Genomic DNA, 15,759 nt, shown 5'->3' with positions numbered 1-15,759 from the left:
GTCAGCAGGACTTCCCCCTCCCGTCCTTCGGACCACCTCCCCCGCTGGGGGGAGGATTTCGGACACGCCTCCGCCGCTTCACGCGATCGCTCGCTGAAGGGATGGAAAGGGTCGCGGAGCGCCGGACATCGTCCGGAGTGTGAGTTTGTAGATACCGTTTCGACGAAGCCCGACGCTCCGCGCGACCGTTATCCGCCAGCCTCCCGTCGGGTGGCCCTGTTCAGGCCTTACCGGGACCTGGGCTTCCGGTTTCCCGGTGACCCAGCGGTCGGAGAGGACGAGCCACTACAGGCTAAGACACATCCCTTCGCCTCCAACCACGCCAGCGGCGGGCGGGTCTGGCCAGCAACCAGATCCCCGGACCGTCCGAGTATCCCCCTCGAACCTGCCCCCGCTCGATCGCCCCCCGCCGCCACGATGGTCGCTGGCCATGCGCCCTTTCCTCGCGACGAGGTGGGTAGAGAATACGGCAGGTTTTGGAGGGGTGGATAAACTCGCGCGAACGCTCGTCGAACGCCCGTCAAATCCCTCTCTCTTCGAGAGAGGGAGGGGCCCATGCGAAGCATGGGAGGGGGAGAGGCTTCACCCTTTCCGGACAGGGCAAGGACGACAAGTCGCTGAAACGGCGGGGATTCCTCGGCTGTTCTCGTCACCTCTCACCCTCCCACGCCTGACGGCGCGGGCCCCTCCCTCTCTCAAAGAGAGAGGGATTCTATTCCCGTTCCTCGACGAGCATGGGCCCCACTTGCCGTCCGCGCCGGCAAACGGCATAAGCCCTGACCTCGGGTCCTTGGGGCCCATGCCGGCTTAGCACAGCGGTAGTGCAGCGGTTTTGTAAACCGAAGGTCGGGGGTTCGATCCCCTCAGCCGGCACCACTCTCTTTCCCCGGGTCGCGCGATGACCGCCACGCTCTTCATCGACGCCGACGCCTGCCCCGTGAAGGACGAGGCCTACAAGGTCGCCGCCCGGCACGGGTTCAAGACCTTCGTGGTGTCCAACAGCTGGATCCGCGTGCCGCTGACGCCCGTGATCGAGCAGATCGTGGTCGACGCCGGCCCCGACGTCGCCGACGACTGGATCGCCGAGCGCTGCGGGCCGGGCGACGTGGTGGTGACCAACGACATTCCCCTCGCCGACCGAGTGCTGAAGGCCGGCGGCGCGGCGGTGGCGCCGAACGGACGGGTGTTCACCCACGACACGATCGGCGTCGCGTTGGCCTCGCGCTCGATCGGCGAGCACCTGCGCTCGATGGGCGAGGTCACCAAGGGGCCCGCCGCCTTCGCCAACGCCGACCGCTCGCGCTTCCTGCAGGCGCTGGACCAGCTGGTGGTCAAGGCCAAGCGCGCGGTCCCGCCGCGACGCCCATGACGCTGGAGATCACCTCCTGGCTGCGGATCGACGAGGACGAGCTGGTCTGGAAGGCGACGCGCGCCTCGGGGCCCGGCGGCCAGCACGTCAACAAGACCTCCACGGCGCTGGAGCTGCGCTTCGATGTCAGGAACTCCCCGTCCCTGCCCGAGGAGGTCAAGGCGCGGCTGGAAAAGCTGGCTGGCAGCCGGCTGACCCAGGACGGCGTGCTGATCCTGTTCGCCCAAGGCTCGCGCTCGCAGGAGATGAACCGCCAGGACGCCCAGGCGCGCCTGGTGGACCTGATCCGCCGCGCGACCGAAAAGCCCAAGCCCCGCAAGGCGACCAAGCCGACCTATTCCAGCAAGCTCAAGCGCCTGGAGGGCAAGGCCAAGCGCGGGACCGTGAAGTCAGGCCGCGGGCGGGTGAAGTTCGACGACTAGGGCCTGTCTGGTTTCGATGGAACCATCCAGGCCTGACAACACGCTCTAGGCCGCGCCCACCGGCGCGGGCGCGCTGAACGCCAGGACATCGTCCTTCCAGTCCGGCTCGGCGATCAGCCCGCCCAGCATCTTCTGCAGGGCGCGGGCCATGGCCGTCTGCTCCTCGGGCGTCAGCCTGGCGCAGATGTCGTGGTTCAGCGGACGGATCTCGCCGCGGATCGTCGCCAACAGGGCGCGGCCCGTCTGGGTCAGGCGGATGACGACAATGCGTCGGTCGGCGGACGAGGTTTCGCGCGACACCAGGCCATCGACGATCAGGCTGTCGATCGAGCGGGTCAGGGTCGTGCGGTCGGTCGCCGAGAGCTTGGCCAGGCGGGTCATCGACAGATCGCCGAACCGGCGCAGCGAAATCATCGCCACCCATTTGGCGAAGGTCAGACCGTGTCGGGCCAGTAGATCGGCCGCCACGGCGCGCCGGTGCTGCTCGGTCTGGTAAAGCAGATAGCTCAGGTAACTCGGCAACGGCAGCGCATGGTCTTCTACCAGCGCCGCGTGCTCTTCCCCCTCACGCATAATCGTTTCGCCCCCCACAAAGCGGCGCTCTGTCTGTCATAAGGTTAACGGCCATGCAATCAGCGCGACCGTAAGGGAAACGAAAAACCCCGCGAAAGGCTTCGCGGGGTGATCTCGTTCAATTTAAGCGAGAATTTGCCCCCTCAACACGGCCGTCGACGGTCAGGCGTCGATCGCGGCGCGGTTGCGGTTGCGGCCGCGGGTCAGCCAATCGTCGGGATAGGTTTCGCGCACGGTGATCGACTTGAACTGGGTGACCGGGATCTCGGCGTGGTCACCGGGATTGAGGTCGCGCGACACCGAATGGCCGGCGAACTCCTCGATGATGGTGATCACTTGGCTGCTGCCGGCGGCGTTCTCGATCAGGACCATGTTCATGGGATTGTCTCGGCGATCGTGCGTGAGGGAATGTGGGATGCGGCGGATCGAGCTCAGCCCAGGGTGGGCTGGACGCGCTTGTCGTTGACGCCCTTCAGGGCCCAGGCTTCGAGGGCTTGGCTCGAGCCGACCCGGCGGAAGGCGCCCTGGCTGTGCTGCTCGCAATAGGAGCCGCGGGCGCTGACCTTGGGACGGCCGCAGAAGCCGAAGTCCTCGCTGTCGGGATGGCCGATCGGCCAGCGGCAGGAGTGGGCGCCCAGGCCCAGGATGCCGGAGGTCGGCAGCAGGTCTTCCTCGACACGCTCGAACGTCGGAACCTGACGGGCCGCGGTCGTCGCCTCGCGGGCGGGGCGCTGACGGGAGGCCATGCGCGAGGGCACGCGGATGGACGAGGCGCGCTGTCGGACCGGAGTCTCGCGGACCGTGATGCCCAGGCGGTGGACCTTGCCGATCACCGCGCTGCGGCTGACGCCGCCCAGTTGCCGCGCGACCTGGCTCGCGCTGAGGCCCTCGAGCCACAGCTTCTTGAGGGTCGCCGTGCGTTCTTCGCTCCAGTCCATGATCTTGTTTTCCAGCCCTGCCCGGAGCCAGCCCGCTCCGTGAGAAAATGGGTAAGATTTATGGTTAACGAGCGTCAAATGGTTATGTGCGAACCCACGGTTTGCGATTTCACTTTTCACTTAGAGAATCACATAGATATCGCCAATTGTCGCAGGCTTGACCTTTAGGGACCCTTGTTAGGTGACAAGGCCGGGGCCCAGATTTTATAAGGTTTTGGAATGCGTCGTGGCGCCGCGGAGCCCGCGACGAAACGTCAGTCGGGAACCCTCATGCGTACGCTGAAAACGACCGCCTTCGCCGTCCTCGCCGTCACGCTCGTCGCCTGTTCGAAGGACGGGGGCAGCTCCTCCGAAGCGCCGGCCGACGCGCCGGCTTCGGCGCCCGCGGCGGCCATCCCGACCGACGCCGAGAAGGCCGCGGCCCTCGCGGCCCTGCCCGCGCCCTACAACACCGGCGACCTGGCCAACGGTCAGAGCAAGTTCGCTCTCTGCCGTTCGTGCCACACGATCACCGAGGGCGGCCCGGACATGACCGGCCCCAACCTCTACGGCGTCTTCGGCCGCAAGGTGGGCGCCAAGGCCGGCTACAGCTATTCCGACGCCGTGAAGGCGGCCGGCTTCACCTGGGACGCCGAGCACCTGGACAAGTGGCTGGCCGATCCGCGCGGCTTCATGCCGGGCACCAAGATGACCTTCGCCGGCCTCAAGGACCCGAAGGACCGGGTGGACCTGATCGCCTATCTGAAGGTCGAGACGGGCTACAAACCGGCGCCGTGACCATGAGACCGGCTCCACCCGACATCCAGGCGCGGGTCGAGCGTCTCTACGACGCCAACCAGCGGCGCGACTACGAGGCGTTTCGCGCCATGGTCCACCCGCGGCTGGAATGGCCGGACGTAACGCGTGGCGGCCTTCTGGATAGCCCCGAGGCGGTCCGCGACTACTGGGCCTACAATGACCGCGCCCTTCGCGTGGAGATGGCGCCGGTCAAGACGGACATCGACGACGAAGGCCGCATCGTCGTCCTCGCCAACCAGGTGGTCTGGAACCTGGCCGGAAAGCTGTGGTCGGACCTCATGGTCCGGCACCGCTATACGCTTCGCGACGACCTTTTCTGGCGCCTCGAGCTCCTCGAGATCGATCGCCCTCCGTCGCGAGCCCGCTGACGCCTTTCGCGAGCCCTAGGCGGGCGTCGTTCCGTCGCCCTCGCCCCTCTCCTGGGCCTCGTACTCCTCGATCCGGCGGGCCATCCATTCCGGCGACTTCGTGAAGCGCGCCAGCAGGTTGTAGAAGACCGGCACCACGAACAGCGTCAGCAGGGTGGCGACGATCGCGCCCATGAAGATCACCGAGCCGATGGTCTGACGGCTGCCGGCGCCCGCGCCCTTCCAAAGCATCAGCGGCAGAGCGCCCATGGCCGTGGCGATCGAGGTCATGACGATCGGACGCAGGCGCAGCGCGGCGGCCTCGATGACCGCCTCCCGGATCTTCAGGCCTTCGTCGCGCAGCTGGTTGGCGAACTCGACGATCAGGATGCCGTTCTTGGCGGCGATCCCCACCAGGATGATCAGGCCGATCTGGCTGTAGGTGTTGATGGTCGAGCCCATCACCAGCAGGCCAAACAGTCCGCCTAGCACCGCCAGGGGCACGGTCAGCATGATGACGGCCGGGTGGATCCAGCTTTCGAACTGCGCCGCCAGCACCAAGAAGACCAGCAGCAGCGCGAACCCGAAGGCGATGCCGACCGCGCCGGAAGCTTCCAGATAGTCCTTGGCCTGCCCACCCCACTTGATGCTGACGCCGGGCGTCGGATGGGCGTCGGCCTGGGCCTGCAGGAAGCTGACGGCCTCCTCGACGGTGAAGCCGGGCGAGAGCTGGGCCGTCAGCGTGACGGAACGCAGGCGGTCCACGCGCGGACGGTCGGGCGTGTCGCCCCGCAACTGCGTGGTGACCACCGTCGACAGCGGCACCAGGGTCCCGGCCTTGGTGCGGACCTGCAGCTGGTTGAGGTTGTCGATGCTGCGGCGCTGCTCGAGCTCGGACTGCAGGATGACGTCGTATTCCTGGCCGTTCTTGATGTAGGTGGTGGCGCGGCGCGAGCCGAACATGGTCTCGAGCGCGCGGCCGATCGACTGGGTCGAGACGCCCAGGCTGGCGGCCTTGTCGCGATCGATCTGCACCGACAGACGCGGCGACGTCGGCTCATAGTCGATCCGGGGGCGCGAGAAGCCTGGGTTTTCCTGAGCGGCGGCCAGGATCGGCTCAAGCCATTTGGCCAGCTGCACATAGTCATTGCCGACGGCGATCAGGTCGACATTGGTGCCGCCGCCGCCACCGCCGCCGCGCTGAAACGCCCCGCGCACCGAGGCCACGGCCCGGGCGCCCGTGATCTTGCTGAGCGACTTGTTCAATTCGGCCGCCACTTCATCGGCCGTCTTGTCGCGCTCGCCCCAACCCTTGAGAACCAGCACGCCGTTGCCGGTATTGAACTGGCTTTGGCCAAATCGCGGCACGGCGATGATCGTCCGGTCGGCCACGCCCTCGGCGCGGTACTTGGCCAGCTCCTTCTCGACCTGATCGGCGATCTTGGAGGTGTAGTCGAAACCCGCCCCTTCCGGGCCGCTGATCGAGACGTCGACGCGGCCGCGGTCCTCGGCCGGCACCATTTCCTTGGGCAGGGCCAGGAAAAGCCCCGTCGCCGCGCCCGCCAGGATCAGAACCACCAGCCCGGTGGCCCAGCCCGCCGCTTTCGCGCCCAGCAGGGCCTCCAGCGAGTTGCGATAGCTGTCGCGCAGCTTGTCCATCGCGAAGTCCACGCGACGCGCCAGCCACCCTTCGCCATGGGCGGGCTTCAGCAGCTTGGACGCCAGCATCGGCGACAGGGTGAAGGCCAGAAGCGCCGAGAAGCCGACGGCGGCGGCGATCGCCACGGCCAGCTCCACGAACAGCCGGCCGGTATAGCCCGGCAGGAACATCAGCGGGGCGAACACCGAGATCAGCACGATGGTGGTGGCCACGACGGCGAAGAACACCTGCCGCGTGCCGCGCAGGGCCGCCACGGGCGCGGGTTCGCCCTCGTCCACCCGGCGTTGGATGTTCTCGACCACGACGATGGCGTCGTCGACCACCAGGCCGACCGCCAGCACCAGGGCCAGCAGCGTCAGGAGGTTCAGCGAGAAGCCGAGGGGCGCCAGGATGATGAAGGTCGAGAGAATGCAGATCGGGGCGACGATCGACGGGATCAGGGCCGAGCGCCAGCTGCCCAGGAAGAGCAGGTTCACCAGGGCGACCAGGGCCACCGAAATGCCCATGGTGATCCAGACCTCGTGGATCGCCTCGGCGGTGAAGATCGAGTTGTCGACCGCCTTGATCAGCTGGGTGCCGGGCGGCAGCGTCTGGTTGATGGCTTTGACTTCCTCGTCCACCACCTTGGAAATCGCCACGTCGTTGGCCTGCGACTGACGGGTGAGGAAGATGCCCACCTGGTTCTGGCCGTTGCCGCGGAAGATCTTGCGGCGCTCGTCGGCGCCCTCCTCCACCCGGGCGATCTCGCCCAGGCGGACCACGAACCCGTTGGCGTCGGCGGCGCGCACCGGCAGCAGGGCGAAGTCCGCGGCCGTCGAATAGGCGCGGCTCACGCGGATCGTGAAGTCCCGGGCCGAGCTTTCCAGCGAACCGGCGGGCAGCTCGACGTTCTCGTTGTTCAGCGCGGCCTCGACGTCATCCACCGTCACGCCGCGCGCGGCCATGGCGTCCGGATTGAGCCAGATGCGCATCGCGTAGAGCTGGCCGTTCATGCCGGCCTGGGCCACGCCGGGAACGGTGGACAGCCGCTCGACCAGATAGCGGTCGGCGTAGTCGGCCAACTCCAGCGGCGACAGGGTCGACGAGGTCAGGTTCAGGATGATGATCGGCGAGCTGTCGGCGTTGGCCTTGGCGATCTGCGGCGGGTCGGCCTGGTCGGGCAGGTTCGACGCGACGCGGCTGACCGCGTCGCGGACGTCGTTCGCCGCGTCGTCCAGGTCGCGATCCAGGGTGAAGGTGATGTTGATCTGCGAGCGACCGTCCCGCGAGGACGAGTTCACCCGGTCGATGCCTTGGATGCCAGCCACCTGGCGCTCGATCACCTGGGTGATGCGCTCTTCGATGACCTCGGCCGAGGCGCCGCGATAGCTGGTCGACACCGAAACGACCGGCGGGTCGACGTTCGGCAGTTCGCGGATGGGCAGGCCGGTGAAGGCGGCCAGGCCGATGACGCACAGGATGATCGCCGCGACGGCGGCGAATACCGGACGACGAACGGAAAGGTCGGAGATCATCAGCGGGCCTTGCGCTCGCCGCCGGCGCCCGGCTTGCCCTGGCCCGCGTTAACCGGCGCGCCGTCCTGGACCCGATTGAGGCCATCCGCGACGACCTTGTCGCCCGGCTTCAGTCCGGAGCGGATCTCGACAAAACCGCCTTGATTGAGGCCGGTCTCGACATTGGTCCGGCGCGCGACCTGGCCCTTGGGCCCTTTGGCGATCACGAAGGCGGAGGCCTGGGTTCCCTCGAACTGGACAGCCGCCTCGGGCACGGCGACCGAAGTCCTCACGCCCTGGTCGATCGCGACCTTGACCAGCATGCCCGGCCGCAGGCGGCCGTCGGAATTCGGGAACTCGGCGCGCGCCTTGATCGCCCGGGTGGCCGGGTCGATGCGGGTGTCGATCTGGGCGATGCGCCCCTGGAACGTTTCGCCCGGCAAGGCGTCCGGCTTGGCGGTGATCGGCAGGCCCACGCGCAGGGTCGTCAGATACCGGTCGGGAATCGAGAAATCGACGCGGATCACCGACACGTCATCCAGGGTGACGATCGCCGTCCCGGGGCTGATCAGCGTGCCAGGAGCGATGTCGGAGATGCCGACCTTGCCCGAGAACGGCGCGCGGATCACACGATCCAGCTTTTGCGCCTGGGCCGAGCCGACCACGGCCCGCGCCGTCTCCAGCGAGGCCAAATACTGCTCGGCCGTGGCGCGCGGGGCGATGCCCTTGTCCGCCAGGGTCTTCCAGCGCTGATAGTCGCGCTCGGCCTGGGCCAGGCGGGCGCGCGCCTCGGAAATGCCGGCGTTCTCCTGGTCTGCCTTCAGCTCGACCAGAACCTGTCCGCGCGACACGGTCTGGCCGTCCGAGAAATGAACGGCGGTGATCAGCTCGGCGGTGTTCGACGTGATGGTGACCGACTGGCGTCCCTTGGCGACGCCGAGCACCTCGATGCGATCCGTGAACGGACGCTGCCCGACCACCAGTTGGGAAACGGGAGTCGCGCGTCCGCCGGCGCCGCCGCCAGCCTGCTTCTCCTTGCCGCCGAAGGCGAGCTTCGCCCCGCCGACGACCAGCATCAGAACGACGGCGACCAGGGCCACGACGAGGAAGAAGTGCCTGCGGATCAACGAACGGCTCCGGGCGCCAAGAACGGCGAAGTTATAGGTGCGGCGAGATATGACCGCAGGCTAAAGCGGCGTCCAGTGACAGGCGGATGACTGACTGTTGCAAGCCTGAAACAAGCTAGAAGCGACGCCACAGGGCCAGAACGCCCCCGCGGTCACGAGCGGTGTCCCGGCCTGAGACCGTATCGCGCCACCCGGCCTGGACGCTCCAGTCGCCGAAGGCCCGCGCCGCCGAGATTTCGGCCTTCACCCAGCGCGCGTCCGGTCCGTCGCGATGGGCCCGTCCGGCATAGACCTGAGCCAAGACCAGCCAGGCTTTGGCGGGTCTCAGGCCAAGGGTCGCGTCCAGGCGTGTTTCATCCGTCAGACCACGGCGCTTGAGCCGCGCGGCCTCCACGTCGATGAAGACCTCGCGCCCGCGCCATGGGGCCGAGCGGCCGTAGAGAACGCGCGCCTCCAGGTCGAGACCGCCCTTTCCTGGCGCGGCGTAGCCGGCGTTGCGCCCCACCCCCGCCTCGCCGGCGCCCAGATAAACGGCAAGCGATGACCGGGGATCGCGCTGCGCGGTCCAGCGGAGCCCCGCCTCGATCGGTCCCCGGCCGGAATAGGAGACCCAGCGGTCATGGCCTCGAGTCGCGCCGGCCTTGGCCTGGAAGGTCAGGCGCGGCGTCAGGCCTCGCTCGACGAACACCGACAGCGTCTCGTCCCGCCGCCCGTCGATCGCGACCAGGTTCGCGTTCGGATCGTAGCCCTGATCGGCCGTGGCGCGCTCGTACTTGAAAATCGCCTGGGTTCGGCCCGGCTCCATCGGCCAGGCGCCGGCCAGGGCTCGCGCCCCGACCAGGCACGAAAAAGCCGTCGCGATCCCAAGGACCGCGACGGCCTTCGAAGCCCCGTGAGCCGAGGCTACTCGGCGTAGCCGGGTAGCTCGCGGTCCAACGTCCTGAGGCAGCCCGGCCAGGCCAAGCCGCCGATCATTCCCATCCCCATGCCGACCTGACGACGCACCTCGTCGCGCGCCGCCTCGGGCGCCAGAAGGACGTTGTCGCGTCCGACCGACAGAGCCATCACCTGCTGCGCGCACGCCCGCTCCAGGAAGAACATCCCCAACCAGCACTCGGCCGCGGTGGCGCCCACGGACAAGGTGCCGTGGTTGCGCAGCATCATCAGCTTCTTGTCGCCGAGATCGGACACGATCCGTTCCCGCTCGTCCAAGTTGAGAGCAATGCCTTCATAGTCGTGATAGGCGAGTTGAGGCAAGACGATTAGCGCGTGTTGCGTCAAGGGAAGCAGCCCTTCGCGGTGCGCGGACACCGCCACGCCCTGGTCGGAGTGCAAATGCATCACATAGTGGGCATCTTCCCGCGCGGCGTGGACGGCTGAGTGGATCGTGAAGCCCGCCGGATTGATGAAGTACGGCGTCTTGTCGACGATATTTCCCTCCAGATCGACCTTCACCAGGCACGAGGCGGTCATCTCGCCGAAGAACATGCCGTAGGGGTTGATCAGGAAATGGTGCTCGGGTCCCGGAATGCGGGCCGAGATGTGGGTGAAGATCATGTCGTCCCACCCGTGCAGGGCGACCAGGCGGTAAAGCGCCGCCAGATCCACGCGCGCCTGCCACTCGGCGTCGCTGACCTTGCCCTTCAGGGATGTAATCGGCTGTGAGCCGTCGGCCATGGGTGCCTCCCGTAGGTTATCGTTGTTGACTTGAGCGTCGCGCCGAGGCGCCAGGGCGTCAAGCCCAACCTCGCGAGCGCGGTTCGGCCCCAAGGGCTCGCCACGGACTCCGTTCGCGGCCAATTTCAACCTTGTGCCGGCCGCCCTGTTGCAGTTGAAGGACCGCTACGCCGTGATCCGCGCCCAGGCGCCGACGGCGGTCCTGATGCTGATCGTCAATGTGATCCCTATGAACGCCCTCGCCTTCCACGCCGGCCGCCCATGAGCCTCGCCCGCGCCACGGCTTCGCGGTTCGCCCGGATCGCGCTCGGGCATCTGACCCGCGAGTATCCGAACAAGCTGGACCACGTCATGGCCGGGCCGGAGGACGTCCGCGCCCCGCGCGACCTGCATCCGATCTTCTTCGGCAGCTTCGACTGGCACTCGTGCGTGCACGGATATTGGCTGCTGGCGACCCTGCTGCGCCTGCGTCCCGAGATGCCCGAGGCCGACACCATCATCGCCCTGTTCGACGACGCCTTCACCGAGGAAAAAGTCGCCGGAGAGCTAGCCTATTTGGCGCGCCCCGAAAGCCGGGGCTTCGAGCGTCCCTATGGCTGGGCGTGGAGCCTGATGTTGCAGGCCGAGCTGCTGCGTCACGACCGCCCCTGGGCCAAGGCCCACGCCCCGTTGGCACTGGCGTTCAAGGCCCGCTTCGAGGCTTTCCTGCCGATCGCCGATTATCCGGTCCGGGCCGGGACCCACTACAATACCGCCTTCGCCCTGGTGCTGGCCTACGAGTACGCCGAGATGACGGGCGACCAGGGGTTATACGAGCTGATGCGCAACCGCGCCCTGGTCTGGTACGGCGAGGACGCCGCCTGCCAGGCGTGGGAGCCGTCGGGCGACGACTTCCTGTCGCCCGCCCTGATCGAGGCCGAGGCCATGCGCCGGCTGCTGCCGCCCGAGCGCTTCGAGCTGTGGTTCCCGCGCTTCCTGCCCGACCTGGCCCGCAAGCAGCCGGCGACGCTGTTCACGCCGGCGCGGGTCAGCGACCGCACCGACGGCAAGATCGCCCACCTCGACGGCCTGAACCTATCGCGGGCCTGGTGTTGGCGGACCTTGGCCAGCGCGATGTCTGAAGCCGACCCCGCCAAACCTCATGCGATCAGCGCCGCGGTGAATCATCTGGCCGCCGCGATCCCGCACATTTCCGCCGACTACATGGGCGAACACTGGCTGGCGACCTTCGCGCTGCTGGCGCTAGAGAACGGATAGGCAGTCGAGCAATAATCAACGCCAGATGATCATTTGACAGCGCTGACAACAGCTCGAATTCTTCCAAACACATGTCGCCGTGGACCAGCACCCATAGAGCCAATGCCGCCGGCCATGCCGCGAACAATTGTCGCGCCCGCGTATTGACCCAGATTCATCCGACTAAAGTCACGCTAAGACTGAATCATGGATTGATTCGTCACGCCCTGTCGGCGTGGGGGGAGCGGATTTCAGATGGCCCAGACGCGTACAGAGGTCCCAGCGGACGTCCGGGGGGATGTCCGCCGCTATCTTGTCGCCAGCGTCGCCGGCTTCGGCCTCGGCATGGCGCTCGGTTTCCTGCTGTTGGCCGGCCTAGTCTGACCCCGGACCAACTCCGCGGCGCGCCTTAGTCGCCGCGATCGCCCTTCATCAGGCGCGCCTTGTCGCGCTGCCAGTCGCGATTGGCTTCGGTCTCGCGCTTGTCGTGCAGCTTCTTGCCCTTGGCCAGACCCACTTCCAGCTTCGCCAGGCCCTTGTCGTTCCAATAGAGCTTGATCGGAATGAGGGTGCGCCCCTCGCGCTGCACCGCGCCGATCAGCTTGTCGATCTGCTTGCGATGCAGCAGCAGCTTCCGGTGGCGGCGCGGCTCGTGGTTGAAGCGGTTGGCGTGGCCGTAGGGCGGGATGTCGGCGTTGATCAGCACGATCTCGCGCCCTTCGACCGAGGCGTAGGACTCGGCGATGTTCGCCCGCCCGGTCCGCAGGCTCTTCACCTCGGTGCCGGTCAGCATGATGCCCGCCTCGAACGTCTCCTCGATGAAGTAGTCGTAGCGCGCGCGCCGATTTTCCGCGATCGGCTTGACCATGGTCAGAGACCCGCCTCGCGCATGGCGTCCAGGATCGTCGGACGCACCGCCTCGGCGCAGGGCGCGATCGGCAGACGGACGTCTTCCGCGCACAGGCCCAGGTGCGACAGGGCGAACTTGGTCGGGGCCGGCGAGGAATCCAGGAACAGGGCCTTGTGCAGGCGCACCAGGCGGTCCTGCCAGTAGAGGCCGGTCTCCCATTGCCCTTGCAGGCAGGCGTTCATGAAGGCGGCGCAGGCGTCCGGCGCGACATTGGCGGTGACCGAGATCACGCCGTGGCCACCGTGCGCCATGTAGCCCAGCGCGGTCGGATCGTCGCCCGACAGCATGACCCAGTCCTCGCCGCACATCAGGCGCTGCATGCTGATGCGGGTCAGGTCGCCGGTGGCGTCCTTGATGCCGACGATGTTGGGCAGCTTGGACAGGCGCGCCAGGGTCTCGTTGGAGATGTCGACGCCCGTGCGGCCCGGCACGTTGTAGACGAACACCGGCAGCTGGACGGCGTCGTTGATCGCCGCGTAGTGGCGATAGAGGCCTTCCTGACTGGGACGGTTGTAGTAGGGCGTCACCACCAGGGCGGCGTCGGCGCCGACGGTCTTGGCGTGACGGACCAGCATGATGGCCTCGTCGGTCGAGTTGCTGCCCGCGCCCGCGATCACCGGAACGCGGCCGGCGGCGGTCTTCACGCACAGTTCGACGACCCGCATGTGCTCTTCGTGCGACAGGGTCGAGGTCTCGCCGGTGGTGCCGACCGGCACCAGGCCATGGACGCCGCCCGCGATCTGACGCTCCACCAGCGCCACGAAGGCTTTCTCGTCGACCTCCCCGTCCTTGAACGGCGTGACGAGGGCAGGAATGACGCCCTTGAACGGGGAATGGACCATGACTTGCAAATTGCCGTGAGAATGGCGCCGCGTCGGTTGCGGCAGGACGAAGGAGGCGGACAATATGTCCCTGCCCCGCCGTCCCGCAACCGGGCGCGTCGAGGCTGGAGCGGTTTGATCGGACCAGGCCCTCGGGTCAAGTCCCGCCAACCCTCCTTTAAACATAATCCGGCCTGATCTTGTTTCGGACCCGGATTTGCGATTCGAAGAGACCCCTGTCGCCAGCGCGTATCCGGCTGCGGCGTGGTCGAGGCTCTTGTCCGGAGCCTGGTTGAGGAGTGCGTTTTGGCTTCAGTTCTGCGCCGTGTCATGCTCGGAGGAGCCTGCATTGTCGCCGTTTGCGGCGTCGCGGACGCCCAGACGGCCGCGCCCGATCTCGTCGGCTCGTCGATCAGCGCCGGCGCGAGCTCCGTCTCCGACACCGACGCCGCCAACCTGCGGACGGCTCTGTCCTCCGCCAAGCGCGGTGATGTCTCCGGAACGCGCGCGGCGATGGCCAGCCTGAGCGATCCCGTGGCCCGCAAGATCGCCCTTTGGGCCTTGGTCGACAGCAACGCCGAGGCGCTGGGCTTCTATGATCTCGACTCGGCCCGCCGCGAGTTGGTCGGCTGGCCGCGTGGCGCGCGGCGCGACGCCGCGACCGAGCGCGCCTTGGCGACCTCGGGCCTGGATCCCGCGCGTATCGTCGCCTGGTTCGGCGGCGCCCAGCCGGCGACGGCGGAAGGCGTCATGACCCTGGCCAGCGCCCTGCAGGCGACCGGCCGCCAGCAGGCCGCGACGGACCTGATCCGCCGCGCCTTCCGCGACACGGTGTTCGAGGCCGACGCCCAGCGCGCGATGATCGCGCGCTTCGGCGCCCTGCTCACGCCCGACGACTACGTCCGCCGCGCCGACATCCTGCTGTACGGCCAGCAGGGCCCCGCCGCGCGCGAGATCGTTTCGATGTTGTCGGAGACGCAACAGGCGGCCGCCCGCACGCGCATGGCCTATCGTCAGAACGCGGCCAACGCCAACGACCTCTACAACAACCTGACGCCCGACCTGCAGGACTCGCCGGGCGTGGTGTTCGAGCGCGCCGCCTATCTGCGCCGCAGGGGCATGGAGACCCTGGCCCTGCCGATGGTGGCGAACTTCCCCGCGCCACCGACGGAAGAGGCCTCGGCGACGATCTGGAAGGAGCGCAAGCAACTGGTCGTCGCGGCCCTACAGTCCGGCGACAACGCCGGCGCCTACGCCGCCGCCAGCAACACCCGCGCCCTGACGCCCACCGAGATCGCCGAGTCGGAGTTCTTCGCCGGCTGGATCGCGCTCTCGAGGCTGAGGAACCCCGACGCCGCCGCGGCCCACTTCGCCCAGATCGCCGCCGTCGGCGCCTCGCCGATCACCAAGGGCAGAGCGCTCTATTGGCAAGGCCGCGCCGCCGAGGCGCAAGGCGACCCGATCGCGGCCCAGGCCTTCTATTTCGAGGGCGCGCGCTACATCACCACCTTCTACGGCCAACTGGCCGCCGAGAAGGCCGGGCTCCGGGAGCTTCGCCTTGAACGCGATCCGGTGATCACCGCCGCCGATCGCGCCCGCTTCTACAGCCGCGAGCAGGTCCGCGCCGCGCGGATCCTCGCCGACATCGGCGCGCGCGACCAGTTCCGCGGCCTGATGCTCTATATCGACGACATCCTGCCCAACGCCCAGGAGACCGCCCTGCTGGTCGACATGGCGCGCGGCTATGGCGATCAGGACCTGGCCATGCGCGCGGTCCGCGCCGCCGCCCAGAAGGGCATTATTCTTGCCGAGCGGGGCTATCCGCTGCTGGACCACCACTTTACCCCGGTTCCCGGCGCGGCCGAGACGGCGTTCGTCTATTCGATCTCGCGCCAAGAGAGCAATTTCGACCCCGAGGCCCGCTCGGGCGTCGGCGCGCGCGGCATGATGCAGTTGATGCCGGCCACGGCCTCGCTGGTGGCGCGCAAACTGGGCGAGGACCACTCGGTCGATCGCCTGTCCGACGCGTCGTACAACATGCGCCTAGGCTCGGTTTACCTGGGCCAGATGGTCAACAATTTCAGCGGCTCGTACATCATGGCCGCCGCGGCCTACAACGCCGGCCCAGGCCGTCCCGCCCGCTGGGTGAATCAGTGCGGCGACCCGCGCGGCGCGACCACCGACCCGCTCGATTTCATCGAGTGCATTCCATTCTCGGAGACGCGCAACTACGTCATGCGGACCCTGGAGACGACCATGGTCTATCGCGCCAGACTGGGCGGCGGCGTCACGCCCTTGACGCTCTCCAGCGAACTCAAGCGCGGCGGCTATAGCTATAGCGCGGCGGTGGCCTCGGCCGAGACGGTGGCGGCCCAGCCCTAGGTCGGC

The 15,759-nt window shown here is 67.7% G+C and carries 16 protein-coding genes, 1 tRNA gene and 3 pseudogenes; 9 read left to right on the top strand and 11 right to left on the bottom strand.

Features of this window, described 5'->3' with window-relative positions; translation table 11 throughout:
* Positions 1–201 precede the first annotated feature (201 nt).
* Both J2728_RS07215 and J2728_RS07210 read right to left on the bottom strand, forming a co-directional pair.
* Positions 202–317 (bottom strand): annotated as a pseudogene (locus tag J2728_RS07215) (hypothetical protein); the annotation flags it as partial.
* A pseudogene (locus J2728_RS07210) lies at positions 318–466 on the bottom strand (hypothetical protein); the annotation flags it as partial.
* Positions 467–801: 335 nt separating this feature from the next.
* On the opposite strand from J2728_RS07210, the gene J2728_RS07205 reads away from it, so the two are divergent.
* The 3 genes from J2728_RS07205 (at position 802) to arfB (ending at position 1,791) form a co-directional block, all read left to right on the top strand.
* Positions 802–876 (top strand) — tRNA-Thr (locus J2728_RS07205).
* A gap of 22 nt (positions 877–898) precedes the next feature.
* Entirely contained in the window at positions 899–1,369 is a 471-nt protein-coding gene (locus tag J2728_RS07200; RefSeq protein WP_309997879.1) for a YaiI/YqxD family protein, read from the top strand.
* On the top strand, positions 1,366–1,791 hold the full coding sequence (gene arfB, locus J2728_RS07195; protein ID WP_309997878.1) for an alternative ribosome rescue aminoacyl-tRNA hydrolase ArfB: 426 nt from the start codon (positions 1,366–1,368) through the stop codon (positions 1,789–1,791). Before J2728_RS07200 ends, arfB begins: the two co-directional genes overlap by 4 nt.
* Positions 1,792–1,836: 45 nt before the next feature.
* On the opposite strand, the gene J2728_RS07190 is transcribed toward arfB, so the two are convergent.
* From J2728_RS07190 to J2728_RS07180, 3 genes are all read right to left on the bottom strand, one after another.
* Positions 1,837–2,364, bottom strand: coding sequence for a MarR family winged helix-turn-helix transcriptional regulator (locus J2728_RS07190; RefSeq protein ID WP_309997877.1), 528 nt, complete (start codon positions 2,362–2,364; stop codon positions 1,837–1,839).
* A 162-nt stretch (positions 2,365–2,526) separates the two neighbouring features.
* A complete protein-coding gene (locus tag J2728_RS07185; protein ID WP_309997876.1) occupies positions 2,527–2,742 on the bottom strand; it encodes a hypothetical protein in 216 nt (71 codons plus the stop codon).
* A 53-nt stretch (positions 2,743–2,795) separates the two neighbouring features.
* Complete coding sequence (locus J2728_RS07180) at positions 2,796–3,302, bottom strand: GcrA family cell cycle regulator (protein ID WP_309997874.1); 507 nt, start codon at positions 3,300–3,302, stop codon at positions 2,796–2,798.
* A 270-nt stretch (positions 3,303–3,572) separates the two neighbouring features.
* On the opposite strand from J2728_RS07180, the gene J2728_RS07175 reads away from it, so the two are divergent.
* Both J2728_RS07175 and J2728_RS07170 read left to right on the top strand, forming a co-directional pair.
* Positions 3,573–4,079: a c-type cytochrome gene (locus J2728_RS07175; protein ID WP_309997873.1), complete on the top strand. Its 507-nt coding sequence runs from the start codon at positions 3,573–3,575 to the stop codon at positions 4,077–4,079.
* Positions 4,080–4,081: 2 nt separating this feature from the next.
* Positions 4,082–4,468 (top strand): nuclear transport factor 2-like protein, encoded by a 387-nt coding sequence (locus tag J2728_RS07170; protein WP_309997871.1) that lies wholly within the window; start codon positions 4,082–4,084, stop codon positions 4,466–4,468.
* Positions 4,469–4,483: 15 nt separating this feature from the next.
* Here the strand turns inward: J2728_RS07170 and J2728_RS07165 are convergent, their stop codons facing one another.
* From J2728_RS07165 to J2728_RS07150, 4 genes are all read right to left on the bottom strand, one after another.
* Positions 4,484–7,621: an efflux RND transporter permease subunit gene (locus J2728_RS07165; protein WP_309997869.1), complete on the bottom strand. Its 3,138-nt coding sequence runs from the start codon at positions 7,619–7,621 to the stop codon at positions 4,484–4,486.
* Positions 7,621–8,727: an efflux RND transporter periplasmic adaptor subunit gene (locus J2728_RS07160; protein WP_309997867.1), complete on the bottom strand. Its 1,107-nt coding sequence runs from the start codon at positions 8,725–8,727 to the stop codon at positions 7,621–7,623. Before J2728_RS07160 ends, J2728_RS07165 begins: the two co-directional genes overlap by 1 nt.
* A gap of 115 nt (positions 8,728–8,842) precedes the next feature.
* A complete protein-coding gene (locus J2728_RS07155; RefSeq protein ID WP_309997866.1) occupies positions 8,843–9,532 on the bottom strand; it encodes a hypothetical protein in 690 nt (229 codons plus the stop codon).
* Positions 9,533–9,630: 98 nt separating this feature from the next.
* On the bottom strand, positions 9,631–10,404 hold the full coding sequence (locus J2728_RS07150) for a class II aldolase/adducin family protein (protein WP_309997863.1): 774 nt from the start codon (positions 10,402–10,404) through the stop codon (positions 9,631–9,633).
* Between the two features lie 94 nt (positions 10,405–10,498).
* Between J2728_RS07150 and J2728_RS07145 the strand changes: the two are divergent.
* From J2728_RS07145 to J2728_RS07135, 3 genes and pseudogenes are all read left to right on the top strand, one after another.
* Positions 10,499–10,669, top strand: a pseudogene (locus tag J2728_RS07145) (5-oxoproline transporter, DUF979 family subunit); the annotation flags it as partial.
* The gene (locus J2728_RS07140) at positions 10,666–11,661 is read left to right on the top strand and encodes a DUF2891 domain-containing protein (RefSeq protein WP_309997862.1); all 996 of its coding nucleotides are present in this window, start codon (positions 10,666–10,668) and stop codon (positions 11,659–11,661) included. The pseudogene J2728_RS07145 and the gene J2728_RS07140, both read left to right, overlap by 4 nt.
* Before the next feature lie 234 nt (positions 11,662–11,895).
* On the top strand, positions 11,896–12,024 hold the full coding sequence (locus tag J2728_RS07135) for a hypothetical protein (protein ID WP_309997860.1): 129 nt from the start codon (positions 11,896–11,898) through the stop codon (positions 12,022–12,024).
* Between the two features lie 25 nt (positions 12,025–12,049).
* On the opposite strand, the gene smpB is transcribed toward J2728_RS07135, so the two are convergent.
* Both smpB and dapA read right to left on the bottom strand, forming a co-directional pair.
* Positions 12,050–12,508 carry an SsrA-binding protein SmpB gene (gene smpB, locus J2728_RS07130; protein WP_309997858.1) on the bottom strand — a complete coding sequence of 153 codons (459 nt, stop codon included), beginning with the start codon at positions 12,506–12,508 and terminating at the stop codon, positions 12,050–12,052.
* A 2-nt stretch (positions 12,509–12,510) separates the two neighbouring features.
* Positions 12,511–13,392: a 4-hydroxy-tetrahydrodipicolinate synthase gene (dapA, locus tag J2728_RS07125; RefSeq protein WP_309997857.1), complete on the bottom strand. Its 882-nt coding sequence runs from the start codon at positions 13,390–13,392 to the stop codon at positions 12,511–12,513.
* 309 nt (positions 13,393–13,701) lie between these two features.
* Here dapA and J2728_RS07120 point away from each other — a divergent pair, with 309 nt between their 5' ends.
* Positions 13,702–15,753, top strand: a complete 2,052-nt coding sequence (locus tag J2728_RS07120) for a lytic transglycosylase domain-containing protein (protein ID WP_404979742.1) — start codon at positions 13,702–13,704, stop codon at positions 15,751–15,753.
* Positions 15,754–15,759: the final 6 nt, after the last annotated feature.

This window comes from Caulobacter segnis, from assembly GCF_031454995.1.
In the GTDB taxonomy this organism is placed as follows: domain Bacteria; phylum Pseudomonadota; class Alphaproteobacteria; order Caulobacterales; family Caulobacteraceae; genus Caulobacter; species Caulobacter segnis_E.
This window is presented reverse-complemented; position numbering and strand designations above follow the sequence as displayed.